The following is a 17269-nucleotide window of genomic DNA, read 5'->3' on the forward strand; positions in this document are numbered from 1 at the left end:
TAACTTAAAAAACTAAAAGCGCCTTTCTTAACAGTATTACTGTTTAGAAAGGCGCTTTTTTAATCTTTGAAATTTTGGTGACAAGATTTTAGCCAATTGATATTATGTGTTTCTCTTTCAATAGCATAATCTAATACAAGATAATGCCCAAAATGTTGTTCTTGAGATGCTTCATTACTAAATAATGCCGTACGTCTTTCTTTTAAATGTTCTAACTTTAATTCGTGTAAATGAATTTGCTCGTCAAACATTACTGGTAATATAGGATCATTTCTATCATTAATAAAATACAATTTTAAATTGAATTCATTTTTGTGAACTGACAACTCAGGTGTTGGGGACACTAACCATTCATTCAGTAATTGTCGTCCTGTGTCTGTAATAGCATATATCTTTTTTTCTAACTTTTCTCCTGTTATTTCAATCGTTTTATCAATTAAAAGACGACCATGCAATTTTTTTAATTCAGGATAAATTTGACTGTGATTTGCTTGCCAAAATTCACCAATATCACGTTCAAAAGCTTTCTTTATATCATAACCAGACATACGTTCATTTTTTAAAAGGCCTAGTAATACATATTGTAATATGTTTTTTTGTGCCATAACATCCTCCTTGACGTTTTATCGAATAAAGTATAGCATTTATATGTAATCAAAAACATGTAATTAATTACATGTTTGGAAGGAGCTTTTTTTATGACTAATAATTTTGAAACATTAGAAGATTTTTTAGGTACACATCTTATTTACACTTATGATAATGGTTGGGAATATGAAATGTATGTGAAAAATGAGAACACGATTGATTATCGTATACATGGCGGTATGGTAGCTGGTAGATGGGTTAGAGATCAAGAAGCGAATATCGTGAAACTAACTGAGGGAGTTTTTAAAATAACTTGGACTGAACCAACAGGTACAGATGTAGCATTAGACTTTTTACCTAATGATCAGATTATGCACGGTACAATTTTCTTCCCTAAATGGGTTGAAGAGCATCCAGAAATAACAGTGACTTACCAAAATGATCACATTGATTTAATGGAAGCATCTCGTGAAAAATATGATACTTATCCTAAATTAGTCGTACCTGAATTTGCGAAGATTTCATATATTGGTAACGCAGGACAAAATAATGAAACGGTTGTTAATGTCGCGCCATATGAAGGTATTTTAGAAGATATTAGAAGCGGTAAGTTTTTTGATGAAAATTATCAACATACAAATAGTAATTCGTTAATTAAATAAGTTTATAGAAAATGGTCAACCTTCATAGAGCGTTGACCATTTATTATATGTGAAAGTACCTTAATGGTTACTATATCGAATGAGAATTACTTTGAACTTTTTCCTCTTTATTTGAAATAGATGTCACGTCTTCTTTTTTCCAAACATTCTCTAGTTCTTCAAGTGTTTTCCCTTTGGTTTCAGGAATGAATTTCCAAACGAATAGTCCTGATAAAATACTCATCAGTGCATAAAAACCATAAGTCATGGCGCCGCTAACATCCATCATAGTTGGATAAGTAGATGTGATCGTAAAGTTAGCTAACCATTGTACTGCCACAGCTATTGCCATAGCACTACTTCTAATTCTATTAGGGAAGATTTCTGATAATAATACCCAAATAATAGGTCCCCAACTCATCATAAATGAAGCAGTATATAGGACTAAAAATATTAAAGTTATAACACCAAATGCACCGTTTGCAGCTAAGACACTCATACCAATCATGCCGATTGCCATACCAGTTGATCCAATTATTAGTAAAGGTTTTCGTCCAAATTTGTCTACATATAATATAGCGATGATTGTGAAGATCACGTTTACTAATCCCATGACAACGGTTTGTATCATAGATGTGTTGCTACCTGAACCTAAATTTTCAAAAATACGAGGTGCGTAATATAAAGCAACATTGATTCCAATAAATTGTTGGAAAACAGATAATAAAATACCTACTATAATAACAGTCTTACCAAAACTGAAAAGTGGCGCTTTCACATCTGTTAACTTATTTTTAGTAGCTAAAATGTCATTTAGTACATTTTGAGCATGATTCTTAGAAGAATAAATTCTATTAAGCACCGAGAGGGCTTCTGTATTTTTATTACTTAATGATAAGAACCTAGGTGTTTCAGGTACTAAAAATAATAAAAAGAAAAATGCTATTGCGGGAATCGCTTCAGTAATAAACATATAACGCCATCCAATATCTTGAATCCAACTTTGGGGTTGGCCATATGTAATACCATAATTGACAAAATACACTACTAACATACCGAATATAATGGCAAATTGATTCCATGAAACGAGTTTACCTCTAATTGACGAAGGGGCTATTTCACTAATGTACATAGGAGAAATTGCAGAAGCTAATCCTACGCCGATACCGCCAATAATACGGTAAAGATTAAATGCTATGAGTAGACCAAGGTTTGGTTCAGTTGAATTGAAAAATAAAAATTCAGGACATCCTGACAAAATTGCAGAAACGATAAATAAGATGGCAGCTACTTGTAATGATTTTTTTCTACCTAAGCGACTTGAAAAACTTGAAGACAATAGACCGCCAATAATACAGCCGATTAGCGCACTAGACACAGTGATGCCATGAATGAAACTGCCATAATCTTTCGTCAAATATTGTTGTAGAGATTGTTCTGCTCCAGAAATAACTGCTGTGTCATAGCCGAATAATAAACCACCGAGCGTTGCGATTAAAGCTATTTTAAAAATAAATTTTTTATTATTATAAGTTGACATATATCCATCCCCTTGATAGATCACTTAAATTTATTAAGTTTTTGAGTTACTGGCTGCGTAGCGTCATAAATTGTTTTATAAATATTAAATAAGTCTTGATAAGATTTTGTGTTTGTTTCAATGGGATATACTTTTTGATGGTATGCTATCCATGCTTCGCTCATTTCGTTGAAAGTATTAAACCATTGTTCTCCCATAGCTGCTATCATAGCTGCACCATAAGCTGGACCTTGTTCTTCTATTCGTGTAGTAATAGTTGTATTGAAAATATCTGCTTGAATTTGAAGCCATTGATTATTTTTAGCACCACCACCAATTGATACAATTTCATTAATGTTAATAGCATTATTTTTCATAATTTGAATACTTTCATTAATCGAGTAAGTAATGCCTTCGATAACAGCACGTTTCATATCGAGCTGTGTCGTATTTGCATCTAAACCGATGAAACTACCTCGTACTGAAGCATCGTTATGTGGCGTACGTTCACCTAATAAATAAGGCGTGTACATTAATCCATTAGCACCAATTTCTGATTGATTAATATCTTTTAAAAAAGTAGTGAAATTTTCATCAGCAGAGATAAGTTGCTTAAGCCATTCGAGGCTATACCCAGCAGATAAAGTCACACCCATAATGTATTTTTGGTTTGGAACACAATGGTTAAAGTAATGTACGTTTCCATCATTTTCATAATCAGTACGATTTTCAATAGACAATGCTACGCCTGAAGTTCCGATACTTACGAGTTGCTTTTGTTCGTCGGTAATACCTGAACCTAAAGCGCCACAAGCATTATCTGCGCCACCTTGGTACACATTAATGTTCGAATCAATACCTAAAGAATTCTTTACTTTTTCAGTTAATTGTCCACTTTTTTGATGTGAAGCAATAATTTCTGGGCAAATGGATGGATCAATATTTAAACGATGCAATAATTCTGTGGACCAATTTTCATCTTTTACACTAAACATGATTGTACCTGCAGCGTCTGAAGGTTCTGTGTAAACATTACCTGTCAATTTATACACTATGTAGTCTTTAGGCAACATAAACTTAGAGATACGCTTGTAGTTGTCTTGCTCATTATTCTTTAACCACATAAGCTTAGGTAAAGTGAATCCTTCTAAAACAGTGTTTTGTGTTAATTGTAATAATGAATTAAGTCCTAGGTTTTGTTTAATGTCTTCAACTTCTTGAGAAGTTCTTGTATCATTCCATAAAATGGCTGGTCTAATTGGATTGCCCTCTTGATCAATGACTACTAGACCATGCATTTGTCCAGAAAAACTAATGCCAGATATATCATTATGAGTGTAATGATTTAATATATGTTTTAGACTCTCCAAGGTTGCTTCATACCAAATTTCAGGATCAATTTCGCTGTATCCTGACTTAGGGTGTGCCGTATTATAAGAGACGCTGTAAGATTCTACAACGTCGCCACTTTTATTTACTACGAGCGTTTTTAAAGCACTCGTGCCAATATCTATACCAATTACATAGGCCATTTTTATCAATCCTTATTATTAATATTTAAGATATATTGATTAATTTGTGATTTAATAACTTCTAAATGATCAGAGGTATTATTAATTGTATTAATATTGAAAGCATAATCTTCTAATTCTTTAAATGAAGTCTCTCCTTCAACTATTTTCTTACCAATGCCTTCATTAAATGATTTGTATTTTTCATCCATAATATTTTCAAAGAAATTATCTTCAATCATCTTATAAGCAACTCGTAGGCCTAATGCGAAAGTATCCATACCCGCAATGTGAGTTAAAATTAAATCTTCTTGTTTAAATGATGTTCTTCTAGGTTTAGCATCAAAGTTTAATCCCCCTGGAGCCAACCCGCCATTTTTAAGTATTTCGTACATTGCTAACGTAGTATCGTATACATCAGTTGGAAATTCATCTGTATCCCATCCTAAAAGGGGATGTCCTTGGTTAGCATCTACTGAACCCAACATATTGTTATCACGTGCATATCTTAATTCATGTTGGAATGTGTGGCCAGCCAGCGTCGCGTGGTTAGCTTCAATATTAAATTTAAAGTCTTTATCTAAATCATATTTTTGTAAGAAAGCGTGTGCAGTTGCAACATCAGTATCATATTGATGTGTGGTAGGTTCTTTAGGTTTTGGTTCTATTAAAAATTGACCCGTATAGCCAATTTCATCTGCGTAACTTTTTGCCATTTTAAAGAAAGTAGCTAAGTTATCTAACTCTAATTTCATATTAGTATTTAATAAACTTTCATATCCTTCACGACCGCCCCAAAAAACAAAGTTTTCAGAACCAAGTTTTTTAGCAATTTCTAATGATTTTTTTACTTTTGCAGCTGCATATGCAAATACTTCAGCATTTGAAGACGTGGCTGCACCATGAACAAAACGCTCGTGAGTAAAGTTGTTGGTTGTATTCCAAAGCAATTTCTTACCAGTTTGATCCATTTTTTCTTTAATAAGTTCTACAATGATATCTAAATTTTCATTAGATTCTTTTAAAGACGCGCCTTCTGGAGCAATGTCTACATCGTGAAAACAAAAGTAATCAATACGTGTTTTTTCCATAAATTCAAAAATTGCGTCTACTCTTGCTTTTGCTTTTTCCATCTCGTCTAATGAATCCCAATCACGTTCCGCAGCACCCACACCGAATGGATCGGAAAGGTCAGCAGTAAAAGTGTGCCAATAAGCGACACTGAATCTTAAAAGTTCTGACATAGAGTGATTACCAAGTTTTTCTTCAGGATTGTAATACTTAAAACTAAAAGCGTTATTTGACTTAGGACCTTCGTAATTTACTTTATTGATATCAAAATAAGACATAATATTCCTCCTACATTTTAGTTGGTTAATTTAATAAACAAACTAACTTTAGAGGTAATATAGCACATCGTTCATTTTTTGTAAACGCTTACTAAAAAATAAAAAAGAGTGGGTCAGAAATCAATTTAGCTCGAAAGATCTCATTGACCCACTCAAATAAGGAAGAATAGACGGTCCGAGATATCTATTTTATAACTCAGACTGCTGTAATTATTTAATATTCATTTGAATGTTATTTATATTTAATGTTTTTTGCATTATTGCTAAAGTGCCACCCAATAAAGTAGCTTGTTTTACATTAGTGGTTAAATGTAATTGAAATGGACTGCCTTGAGAAAAATAGGAGAATTGCTCTTTAATTTCATTTAAAATATTTGGTAATTCATTAATTAAAGGACAGTTAATATAAATAGCGTCTGGGTTAAATTGTGTATTCAAATTATGAATCAGAACTGTCATTCTATTAATAAATTGTTTAATTTCATGAGCAACAATTGAATTTCCATCGTTGTAATATTGGATTAGTTCTGTAAACGTCAGTGTGATGCCCAATTTATTATTTATTTTCTGTATTAAAGCGTCTTGAGAGCATATATCTTCAATTTTGTAATATTCGTTGTCATTGTTATTTATAGATTCCAAAACCAATGTCTTACCTATCTCTCCAGCCTCTCCATTTGAGCCACGATAAAGTTTTTTATTTATTATGATGCCAGCGCCAATACCCTTGTGAATACTTAAAGTAATCAAATTATTTATGTTTGAATTAATATATAAACTTTTTTCATATAGCGCTGATAAATTTGCTTCATTTTCTATAACGACAGGAACATTTGTGAATGACTTTAATTCATCAGTAAATGTACGTTTCTCATTTTTATGAAAAGGAAGATTGATTATGTTTTGCTCATCGTCAACGATACCATGTATGGATATAGATATACCAAGTAACCCATGTAACGTATCATATTTTTCTGAGACGTTTATATTAGATTTTAAAATTTGTAATATACTGCTTACATTTTTATCATTTAATTCATAGGAATCTTGCTTTAATATAGCAGCATCAAAGTAGTTGTACATTAATTCAACGTAATCATATGTTAAATCCATAGAAATATAGTAGCCATATTTTTGGTTAATTTCGAGTAAAATAGGCTTTCGTCCACCACTTTTAGTACTATTGCCTTCTCCTACTTCATTAACTAAACTCTTATGTTTTAAGTTGTTCAGAATGTTAGAAATAGTAGCTTTATTAAGTTCTAAATTCTTCGATATTTGTGTTCGTGAAATATTACTGTTATTGAAAATTTGTTTTAATACACGCTTCTCATTTTCATTTACTATAAAATTATTTTCCATTTATTATTACCTCTTATCTAATTTGGACAGGGGAAGTTCGGTTAATATTACCAAGTGTAACATAGTGTGATTTGAGTACTAGATGTTGGCAAACGATATGAGCAACATTATTCTATAATCAATTATATATTATAAAGTAGAAAATATAAATTTAAGTTATAGTCGTAGAATGCCGAATGAGCATAGATTAATTAATGTACCATAAAAATTAATAACTAAATGAAGCAAGTCGATAAAATTACAGAATAAACAATAATTATGATTCGATTTCTCATAATTATATTCACGTGAATTTAAGTGGCTAAGCATAAATTCAAAATTGATTTACGAACTGATTGTTATGTAATGGAAATAAAATAGATATAATAAATTATCGATTTCACAATAGTATAATTTATTTAAATATAGTAACTTGATTGACAACTGTTTTTGAAGCGAGTATGATATAAAAATGTATAAGGGGTGTACTATTCTAGAAATTTATATATCCCCATAAATTTGAATAGCTATAAACGCCTCCGGAATAAGCATTTTAGCATGTTTCGGTTTTCAAAAATCTAATAGTACACACGGTGTACAATTGTAAAAAGGAAGGTAAGAAAAGATGTTTAATGAATTTAAATTTATTTTTAGAAACAAAATGTTAATTATAGCGCTTATAGCCATCGCAGCTATCCCGTTGCTATATGTAGCATTATTTGTTGGTTCTATGTGGAATCCTTATGATAAGACAGATCAATTAAAGATTTCTATTGTTAACCAAGACAAGACCGCAAAGTTGAATGGTGAAAAAGTCACAATCGGTGATGATGTAGTAGACAAATTAAAAGATAATGATAAGTTTGACTTCCAAGAAGTTTCTAAAAAAGAAGCATATGACCAACTTGAAAGAGGTAAAAGTGTTGGAACAATCATTATCCCTGAAGATGCATCAAGTAACGCAACAACATTATTAGATAAAAACCCTAAAAAAATAAATTTAGAAACACAAGTAAATCCAGGTTCAAGTTATACTGGTAGTCAATCAGCTCAGAAAGCAATTAATACAGTGACAGACTCAATCAAAGAAAATATCCGTTCTAATTATTTAGACCAATTATTTGATAGTGCTAAAAAATCAAAATCTGGCTTCCAAGATACTTCTGAAGCTTTAGGCAAAATGTCAGGCGCTGAATCTCAGCTTATTGATGGAAATCAACAAGTTACAGATGGTTTGAAACAGCTAGAACCTGCAGTAGGACAGCCTGCACAACAGTTGATTTCAGGAAATCAACAAGTTACAGATGGTTTAACTCAATTACAACAAAATAATAATCAATTAAAAGAAAAAATTGACCAATCAGTTTCTCAACAAGAGGGAGTTGCATTTGAAGGAGACAACGAAAAAGCTCTAAATAATGTGACGAAAGTGAATGAAAATAATGCTACAGAAGCAGATAAATATGGTGAAACAATCGTCCCATATATGGCAAGTGTTAGCTTATTTGTAGGCGCAGTTTCATTTAGCGCAATTTATCCTTTAAGAAAAGTGTTAAGTAAAGAGATAACATCAATCAAACAAGTATTCGGCAAACTATTACTGTATCTTGTACAAGGTACAATATCAGCACTCTTAATGAGTAGTTGGGCGATATTTGCTCTGAACATGTCTATCGATAATATTGGCAAATTTATCTTAGTAGGATTATTGTGGGCCATCGCAGCAATTACCATCACTACGTTCTTAAGCCTGTTGCTAGATAGAATTGGGCTCTTTATATCGATGGTTTTACTAATACTACAATTAAGTTCAAGTGAAGGGATGTTCCCAATAGAATTATCAGCACAATTCTTTAGATGGATCCACCCATTCTCACCAATGTCATATGCAATACAAGGATACAGAGAAGCAATCTTTACTCATGCGGGACATTTTAACTTTGGTTTTGTTGTAGCCTTACTCATTGGCATTATTGCAGTAATGATTATTTTACAATATATAGTAATATTATGGTTTAACAAGAGACAAAGAGTACCTTTCTCAATAGAGTTTAAATAAGTGTTATTCGGAGGTGGCTTATTTGGAAAATGTAGATAAGACAATTGAAGAAGCGATTATTAAATTTCAAATAGTAATGTTGCATTTAAATAAAGAGATTGTAGATATCGTTAAAGAGACCGGGCTAAGTAATTTGCTTTCAAGAGAACAAATTGAAGCAATGAGAATTATAAAAACAGAAGGTAAGGTAACGATTAATGAATTAGCTCGTTTACAAAACATTTTTAAAACGGCTGCATCAAAGCGTATAGCGAAATTAGAAGAGATGGGATATGTGCAACGTGCACATTCAGATAACAAACGTATCAAACTCATTAAATTGAGTGATGAAGGTGAAGCATTTTTGAAGAAAGCAACGTCTGTTATGACAGAAGCAGTGAAAGATCGCCTTGGAAATAAATTTACAGCCGAAGAAGTTCATCATTTCGTAGATCAACTTACACATATTGATAATGCTTTTAGAGAACACAAATAAATTACAAAATAAAGGTTCGAGACATGGAGAAATGTTTCGGACCTTTTTTATAAATATGCTTGTCGAAAAATTAATACAGCAAATCATTATAAGCAAGCAGATTCTCTGTCTGGTGCTCTAAATTTTCTAGCTAATATTAAAAGATGTATAACTATAATTTGAAAAAAGTTAATATTTATATAATGTGGACTTAGATATTCGCAATTAGTATAATTAACATTGTAATTAAGTATTTTTTATATTATGTTGGTAAAGATTATTGTTTTAATAAATTTAATTATATAAATAGGAGGAACATTGTTATGAAAAGAACAATAGAACGCGTTCTAACGTGGATTGGCATTACGCTACAATTAATTGCTGTAATATTATTGGCTATTTTAATTCCGATGTTAGGAAATAATGAAATCAAAGATACTTTTATTAATCAAATGATGCAAGAAGAGTCTAGCCTTACGTATGGTGATGCTAATGCATTCTTTAGTTCATTAAGCGGAATTGTAACTACAGGTTTAGTAATAGGTATTATAATCTTAATTATTGCATTGATAGCAGCATTCTTAATTGGTAAAAAAGCTAAAATAGCAGGTGTTTTACTAATTATTGCAGGTGTGATTTCTTTATTAGGTAATTGGATTAATGCTGTACTGTGGATTGTTGCGGGTATCATGTTATTAGTGAGAAAGCCAAAAGCGCCTGTTTATAGTAAAGACAATGATGAGGATATAAATCCATATATTAAAGATGGTTCACAAGTCAATGAACACAATAATTCTTTTGTTTTATCAGAAGAGCAAAAAGAAAACGAAAAAGAAGCTATAAAAGATGAATATACAAAATCAGATGAAGAGAATAAATATAAGTACTAAATTACAATTGTAATAACATCATTTTAAACACCAAGTCGCCTTAATGTATGCGAAACTTGGTGTTTTTTTATATACAAGATAAGATTTGAAATTATTCAGATTTTATTAAATCTAATATTTGTTGTAAATATTTGTATAACTCATGCTGCTCAATTGTTTCATTTACCTGATTAATAGAATTTTGATTGATAAATTCTTTAGGTGACATGTGCATTATATTTTTGAAATCACGTAAATAAGTATTGTAAGAACGAAATCCATATTCTCTCCAGGTAGATTCCCAATTACCATGTAATAAAAGTTCCCTCGACAAACTATAAATCTTCACTTTTTTAATATACTTTAATAAAGATATATTCATTTTCTTTGAAAATTCACGTGAGAGGTAACTACTGTTCACAAAAAATTTCTTTGAAATATAAGATAAAGATAAAGGCTTTTTATAATTTGTATTGATATATTCAACAACATTTTTAATTAAGTTATGTGAGTATGACATATTTACATACAAATTATCTTTTGAATGATTGAGGTAGTTAATAAGTTTTATTACCCCAATATCTGCATTAAAAAAATCTTCCTCTAGAATCCCTTTAAGTGTCTCAATATAAGTTTCAGTTATCTTTTTTGGTGGTGGATAGTTGTCTGAAGCACCTTCCCGATAGACTAATGAAAAGCGGTGATAGGTTATGTTGTTTATAGAAATACAGGCAATGATAGCTTGCCTACTAATTATTAAATTTTCTTCGAAGTCATAAACTATAAAAACTTCACCTTGTTGGAACGTATACGTTGAAGCCAATTTTTGAAAAGAGACTTCACCTGCGATAACTAAATATAAATTTGCGAAGTTAGGTGTATTTAAATAGTTGATTTTGTCGTGTTGTTTATAAATAACTAGGTTGTAATTCACTATGCTCCCTCCGACTTTTTTATAGTGGAATGAATTCTTGAATTAATTTCAGCCACAAAAGCATATATTATATTGAAAATATTACAACTAATTTATATTATGGTCAATTAATAAACTAAAGTTAAATAAAAATAACTTAATAATATAAAAACATTCGATTTAGTCAGTCTTTTCTCATGTTTTTTGCTTAGAAATACCATTATTTTACTCTGGTTTTTGATTTGAATTCTATCATGGAAGCTTATGATATCTTTTGATTAATAAAGAAATAAAACATGGAAATAATTTTCAAATTGAAGAAGGAGGATTAAATATAAGAATGAAAAAAGTGAATTCTTTATTTAATGAAAAACAAAGATATTCTATCAGAAAGTACCATATAGGTGCAGCATCAATTATCATTGGATCGGTTGTTTTTATGAATACCGGTTCCTTAAGTTACGCTTCAGAAGTTGATAATAAAGCTTCTGAAATAGTTGAAAATGAAATACATACTAATAAAGAAAGAATAAGTAATATAGACACAGCAGTTCAAGAGAAAGAAGATAATAAAGCTAATAGTACGATTGAAAATCAAAATAATAATCCAGAAAACCAAAAAAGTGAACTGAAAAAAGAGGTATCACTAGTTACAGAACTGCCAATTTCAGCACCTTTATTAGAAAAAGGTAATTCAAAAAATGATACTCAAGAGAAAGAGGTCAATAAAGCAGATAAGCAATTAAATGATCAAATAAATTCTGGTGAGTCGCCAAAGCAAGTTATACAAGAAAATAAAGACAATCAAGTTGAGGAACACAGTAACAAAAATAACAATCAAATTAAAGATTCTAAGACAGGAGAAGTTTCAAACTATCATGAAACTGAACTCATTAATAAGGAAGATAATTTAAAAGTAGATGGAACAGATGATACTAACAAAGTAGTAATAAGTCAAAATGAAAATCGACAAAAAGTAAGAAGAAAAAGAAATGTCGTGAATCCATCGAATGATAATAATTTAACAAACGATGATTATAACAAAAATGCTAATCAAATGAATACAGATGTCTCTAGTGATGGAACAATGACTTATCAGTGGTATCCGGTGATTGGAGGGTTATCTAGCCAAGAAAGATTTTTGATAACAAACGGTTACGGCGATAATGAAAATAGGGCGCGTAAGAAAGCTACAATGCTTTGGTTAATATCTAACTTTGATTTTACTAAAGAACAAAGACAGAGTTTTAAAATACAAGATTTAAACAGCCCTTTGTTTGGAGACGATGTATATAAATGGCTTGAGGAAGCTAAGAAGGGCAATATTATACCTAAACAAGGCACGATGAATTTAGGTAGAAGAAATGAAATGATTATAAGTGCTAATAACATCATTTTGAGTGACAATAAAGGATTTGATAGAGGTATTATAAATTTCGGAGATACTAGAAACTTCACACCTTCAGATAGTGACGATGTTAATAATACAACCATAACTAGTTCAGATATTGATTTTGGTTTTACTTTAAAACCTCCTTTTGAAAAGATTGGTGTAGATAATACTTGGGCTGTTAGTGATAATGAAAAAGAAGAAATTAAAAGCGCAATAAGAAAGGCAAATAGTAATATTAATTTTGTTAATATCAATGTTAGCTATAACGGTACTGTATTTGCACAGGCTTTAAATAGCTCTGGAGAAATTGTGGATTCAGCAGACTTAAATGCTAATACAGTAATTATAGATAAAATATTTATAGAGAAAAAAGAAAAATTAGATACATTAATTAGTTTGGTTGAAAATACTAAATTATTAGATGAGAGCTTATATACGCCTGCTAGTATCAATTTCTTACAGAGAGAATTAGACTATACTTCAATTGTTATTCGTGATAGTTATGATCCTGAGATAAATACCATACCAGATATAATTTCAGCAACAAATCGCTTAGATTATGCGATTAAATCATTGGTTAGACGAGCGAACGTGACAGAGTTACAAAATGCAATAAGTAACGCAAAAAACCAAGGACCATTTGATAATAATATAGAAGAAGATCAAGCAATTATATTAGCACTTGAAGTTGGCGAAAATACAGTGGGAAACGAGAATACGCCACAAGATGTTGTGGATACTGTAACAACAAATATTAATAATGCATTAAGAGAAAGATTACAGGTTAAAAACTTATTACAAGATGTAGAGACCCTTGTGAATGAAGCAGAAGAGAAAAATAGAAATGCCTCAAATATGGTAGTAACGGCATTGACGGATGGAATATTTAGTAATAATGAAAATAATACGTTAACTGAATTAGTAAATAGCGCAAATAATAAAAAAGCTGAAGCTCAAGATAAAATTAATTTATTACCTGATAGCAAAAAAGCACCGTTCCAAAACAGAATAGATAGTTTGCCAACTATTTCTATACCAGAAGTAAATGATGCCGACGGCAATGGTATCGCAGACGATGTAGACCAAGCGAAAGCTCGAGCAGAAAACAAAGTGACTGAAGCCGAAGCAGCGGATCAAGCCGCGAAAACAAAATTAACAGAGTACCAACAAGATGGATTAATCACAGCATCAGAGAAAGCAGACTTAGAAAACTTAGCGACAACGGCACAAAGTAAGAAAACTGAAGCACAAGGATTAGTGGATGCATTGCCAGATGGATTAAAGAACGACTTAGTAACACGTCTAAATAATTTAACAGGTATCCAAGTGCCAGCAGTAAATGATGCCGATGGCAACGGCATCGCAGATGATGTAGACCAAGCAAAAGCTCAAGCAGAAAGTAAAGTGTCTGAAGCCGAAGCAGCGGATCAAGCGGCAAAAACAAAATTAACAGAGTACCAACAAGATGGATTAATCACAGCATCAGAGAAAGCAGACTTAGATAACTTAGTGACAACGGCACAAAGTAAGAAAACTGAAGCACAAGGATTAGTGGATGCATTGCCAGATGGATTAAAGAATGACTTAGCAACACGTCTGAATAACTTAACAGGTATCCAAGTGCCAGCAGTAAATGATGCCGATGGCAATGGTATCGCAGATGATGTAGACCAAGCGAAAGCTCAAGCAGAAAGTAAAGTGTCTGAAGCCGAAGCAGCGGATCAAGCGGCAAAAACAAAATTAACAGAGTACCAACAAGATGGATTAATTACAGCATCAGAGAAAGCAGACTTAGATAGTTTGGCGGCGACAGCACAAAGTAAGAAAGCTGAAGCACAAGGATTAGTGGATGCATTGCCAGATGGATTAAAGAACGACTTAGTAACACGTCTAAATAACTTAACAGGTATCCAAGTGCCAGCAGTAAATGATGCCGATGGCAACGGTATCGCAGACGATGTAGACCAAGCGAAAGCTCAAGCAGAAAGTAAAGTAACTGAAGCCGAAGCATCATATCAAGCAGCGAAAGTAAAATTATCAGAATATCAACAAGATGGCCTAATTACACTAACAGAAAGAGAAGAAATAGAAGAATTGATAGTATTAGCTGAAAAAGTAAAAAGAGAAGCACAAAAATTAGTAGATGCTTTGGCAGAATCAGATAAAGGAGACTTATCAAAACGATTAGATAACTTAGTATATATTCAATTGCCACTTATAAATGATGCCGACGGTAATGGTATCGCGGATGATATAGATAGTGAAATATTAAAGGCTGAAAACAGTGTGATAAACGCAGAAGTAGCAGATAAAACTGTTAAAGACAAATTAACTGAATATCAACAAGATGGATTAGTTTCGTCAAATGAGAAAAGAGAATTGATAAACTTATTAACAAAAGCTCAACGTGCTAAAGCCGAAGCACAAGTTCTTGTAGATGCTTTATCAAGTGAATTCAGAGGAGACTTACCATCACGTCTGAACAAATTAACAGGTATTGAAATACCAAAAGTAAATGATGCTGATAATGATGGCAAAAAAGATGATGTAGATGAGTTGAAAGCACTAGTAGAAACAAAAGTACAAGAAGCTGAAGCTGCACATCAAAATGCTTTAGCCAAGTTATCAGAGTATCAGCGGGATGGTTTGATTAATCAATGGGAAAAAAATGACATACTTAACTTATCACATGAAGTTTTTAGTAAAAAAGCGCGCGCATTTGCTTTAGTAGATGGATTGCCTAAAGAACAACAAGACGAATTTTTAAACAGATTAAATAAATTGACAGACCTCCCAATACCAGAAATAAATGATAAAAATAATAATGGTATCGCAGATGATGTAGACGAAACAAAAGCTCAAGCAGAAAGTAAAGTGTCTGAAGCCGAAGCAGCGAATCAAGCCGCGAAAACAAAATTAACAGAGTACCAACAAGATGGATTAATCACAGCATCAGAGAAAGCAGACTTAGATAGTTTGGCGGCGACAGCACAAAGTAAGAAAACTGAAGCACAAGGATTAGTGGATGCATTACCAGATGTGTTGAAAGGAGATTTACCAACTAGATTAAACAATTTAACAGGTATCCAAGTACCAGAAGTGAATGATGCCGACGGCAATGGTATCGCAGATGATGTAGACCAAGCAAAAGCTCAAGCAGAAAGTAAAGTGACTGAAGCCGAAGCAGCAGACCAAGCCGCAAAAGTAAAATTATCAGAGTATCAGCAAGATGGATTAATTACAGCACCAGAGAAAACAGATTTAGAAAACTTAGCGGCAATGGCACAAAGTAAGAAAACCGAAGCTCAAAGATTAGTAGATGCGTTACCAGATGTATTGAAAGGCGACTTGTCAACACGTCTAAATAATTTAACAGGTATCCAAGTGCCAGCAGTAAATGATGCCGACGGCAATGGTATCGCAGATGATATAGACCAAGCAAAAGCTCAAGCAGAAAGCAAAGTGACTGAAGCCGAAGCAGCAGATCAAGCCGCGAAAACAAAATTATCAGAGTATCAGCAAGATGGATTAATCACAGCGTCAGAAAAAGCAGACTTAGAAAAATTAGCAGCAATAGCACAAAGTAAGAAAGCCGAAGCACAAAAACTTGTTGACGCAATACCAAATGATGTTAAAGAGGCACTACAAAATCGTCTGAATAGATTAGAGGGCATTGTAGTTCCATCTGTTAGTGTGAATAGTAACAATGGACAGTCTAACTCACATAATATGCAAGGCAAAGATGATATTAATAAAAATAAGGATACATTACAAAAATCACCTGCTTTAAGTAGTAATCCTCAAAAAACATTAAACAGTAAAGCTGATACATCTAATGATGCATCAAATGATATGAAAGGTACTCATATGAGTACTGCAAATAATGAAAGTACCAACACTACTAAACTTAACATTAATAGTGATAATACTAAGAGAGGCAAATCTAATAATGTGAAGGTGTTGTCACCAAGTAAAGTAGATGAGAAAATTGATGCTAAAACTTTACCTAATACTGGTGAAGAAGCAACTAAAGATACAACACTATTTGGAGCTTTATTAGCATCTATTGGTTCACTAATAGTTTGGAGAAGTCGTAAAAAAGAAAATACGAAAGAAACTAAGTAACACTATAACAAGATTTAATATAGTAAATTAGTATTTGCAAAATTGTTTGAAAGGTCCGAGATATTAGTATATCTCGGGCCTCTTATTATATATATTGAAAATGGAGTAGATGTAAATTATCACTAATCAAAAGACTCATGTTCAATTCCTTGAGACATTAATTCATATACATAAACTATAGATTGTATATATTATTAAAAACTATTTTTTATAGTCATTCTCGGGTGTTATTTTGCTTTCTTAAATAAACTAAATTGTTTTATTGAGGAAGATGTTTAAAAGGTGTAAATTAATATTAAAGGATACTATTTGATTTGTTATCTATTCTTAAAATTTATTTTCAAAAATACCAAATAATGAGGTGAAATAATGTTAATAATGGTTGCAGTTCTTACACCCATATTACTTGTCGGCTTCATAGTGATGTCAATTTTAGAAGAAAAGAAAAACAACAAGAAAAAAGGGAAGAAAAAATAAGTTTATTAATATAAATTAATAAGCAAAATT

General features: G+C 31.8%; 11 protein-coding genes. 5 read left to right on the plus strand and 6 right to left on the minus strand.

What is annotated here, in order from left to right; all coding sequences use genetic code 11:
- Positions 1–59 precede the first annotated feature (59 nt).
- Positions 60–605 (minus strand): PadR family transcriptional regulator, encoded by a 546-nt coding sequence (locus BTM19_RS05055; RefSeq protein ID WP_029378562.1) that lies wholly within the window; start codon positions 603–605, stop codon positions 60–62.
- A 93-nt stretch (positions 606–698) separates the two neighbouring features.
- On the opposite strand from BTM19_RS05055, the gene BTM19_RS05060 reads away from it, so the two are divergent.
- Positions 699–1250, plus strand: a complete 552-nt coding sequence (locus tag BTM19_RS05060; RefSeq protein WP_029378561.1) for a phenolic acid decarboxylase — start codon at positions 699–701, stop codon at positions 1248–1250.
- A 70-nt stretch (positions 1251–1320) separates the two neighbouring features.
- Here BTM19_RS05060 and xylE read toward each other — a convergent pair whose 3' ends face one another.
- From xylE to xylR, 4 genes are all read right to left on the minus strand, one after another.
- A complete protein-coding gene (xylE, locus tag BTM19_RS05065) occupies positions 1321–2769 on the minus strand; it encodes a D-xylose transporter XylE (RefSeq protein ID WP_029378560.1) in 1449 nt (482 codons plus the stop codon).
- Positions 2770–2789: 20 nt separating this feature from the next.
- Entirely contained in the window at positions 2790–4280 is a 1491-nt protein-coding gene (xylB, locus tag BTM19_RS05070; protein ID WP_029378559.1) for a xylulokinase, read from the minus strand.
- A gap of 5 nt (positions 4281–4285) precedes the next feature.
- On the minus strand, positions 4286–5608 hold the full coding sequence (xylA, locus tag BTM19_RS05075; RefSeq protein ID WP_029378558.1) for a xylose isomerase: 1323 nt from the start codon (positions 5606–5608) through the stop codon (positions 4286–4288).
- 210 nt (positions 5609–5818) lie between these two features.
- A complete protein-coding gene (gene xylR / locus BTM19_RS05080) occupies positions 5819–6970 on the minus strand; it encodes a transcriptional repressor XylR (protein ID WP_029378557.1) in 1152 nt (383 codons plus the stop codon).
- A 604-nt stretch (positions 6971–7574) separates the two neighbouring features.
- Between xylR and BTM19_RS05085 the strand changes: the two genes are divergently transcribed.
- From BTM19_RS05085 to BTM19_RS05095, 3 genes are all read left to right on the plus strand, one after another.
- A complete protein-coding gene (locus tag BTM19_RS05085; RefSeq protein WP_058625904.1) occupies positions 7575–9008 on the plus strand; it encodes a YhgE/Pip family protein in 1434 nt (477 codons plus the stop codon).
- Positions 9009–9030: 22 nt separating this feature from the next.
- Complete coding sequence (locus BTM19_RS05090; protein WP_029378555.1) at positions 9031–9483, plus strand: MarR family winged helix-turn-helix transcriptional regulator; 453 nt, start codon at positions 9031–9033, stop codon at positions 9481–9483.
- A gap of 302 nt (positions 9484–9785) precedes the next feature.
- Entirely contained in the window at positions 9786–10352 is a 567-nt protein-coding gene (locus tag BTM19_RS05095; RefSeq protein WP_038679257.1) for a DUF4064 domain-containing protein, read from the plus strand.
- Positions 10353–10443: 91 nt separating this feature from the next.
- Here BTM19_RS05095 and BTM19_RS05100 read toward each other — a convergent pair whose 3' ends face one another.
- Positions 10444–11265, minus strand: coding sequence for a helix-turn-helix transcriptional regulator (locus BTM19_RS05100; protein ID WP_029378553.1), 822 nt, complete (start codon positions 11263–11265; stop codon positions 10444–10446).
- Positions 11266–11584: 319 nt separating this feature from the next.
- Here BTM19_RS05100 and BTM19_RS05105 point away from each other — a divergent pair, with 319 nt between their 5' ends.
- Positions 11585–16762, plus strand: coding sequence for a GA-like domain-containing protein (locus tag BTM19_RS05105; protein ID WP_099265770.1), 5178 nt, complete (start codon positions 11585–11587; stop codon positions 16760–16762).
- Positions 16763–17269 lie beyond the last annotated feature (507 nt).

The sequence above is a fragment of the Staphylococcus xylosus genome (genome assembly GCF_002732165.1).
In the GTDB taxonomy this organism is placed as follows: Bacteria; Bacillota; Bacilli; order Staphylococcales; family Staphylococcaceae; genus Staphylococcus; species Staphylococcus xylosus.

Bases quoted from the DNA above. Each gene is read 5' to 3' on its own strand.
- BTM19_RS05055 (WP_029378562.1), bottom strand. From the start codon at position 605: ATGGCACAAAAAAACATATTACAATATGTATTACTAGGCCTTTTAAAA.
- BTM19_RS05060 (WP_029378561.1), top strand. From the start codon at position 699: ATGACTAATAATTTTGAAACATTAGAAGATTTTTTAGGTACACATCTT.
- xylE (WP_029378560.1), bottom strand. From the start codon at position 2,769: ATGTCAACTTATAATAATAAAAAATTTATTTTTAAAATAGCTTTAATC.
- xylB (WP_029378559.1), bottom strand. From the start codon at position 4,280: ATGGCCTATGTAATTGGTATAGATATTGGCACGAGTGCTTTAAAAACG.
- xylA (WP_029378558.1), bottom strand. From the start codon at position 5,608: ATGTCTTATTTTGATATCAATAAAGTAAATTACGAAGGTCCTAAGTCA.
- xylR (WP_029378557.1), bottom strand. From the start codon at position 6,970: ATGGAAAATAATTTTATAGTAAATGAAAATGAGAAGCGTGTATTAAAA.
- BTM19_RS05085 (WP_058625904.1), top strand. From the start codon at position 7,575: ATGTTTAATGAATTTAAATTTATTTTTAGAAACAAAATGTTAATTATA.
- BTM19_RS05095 (WP_038679257.1), top strand. From the start codon at position 9,786: ATGAAAAGAACAATAGAACGCGTTCTAACGTGGATTGGCATTACGCTA.
- BTM19_RS05105 (WP_099265770.1), top strand. From the start codon at position 11,585: ATGAAAAAAGTGAATTCTTTATTTAATGAAAAACAAAGATATTCTATC.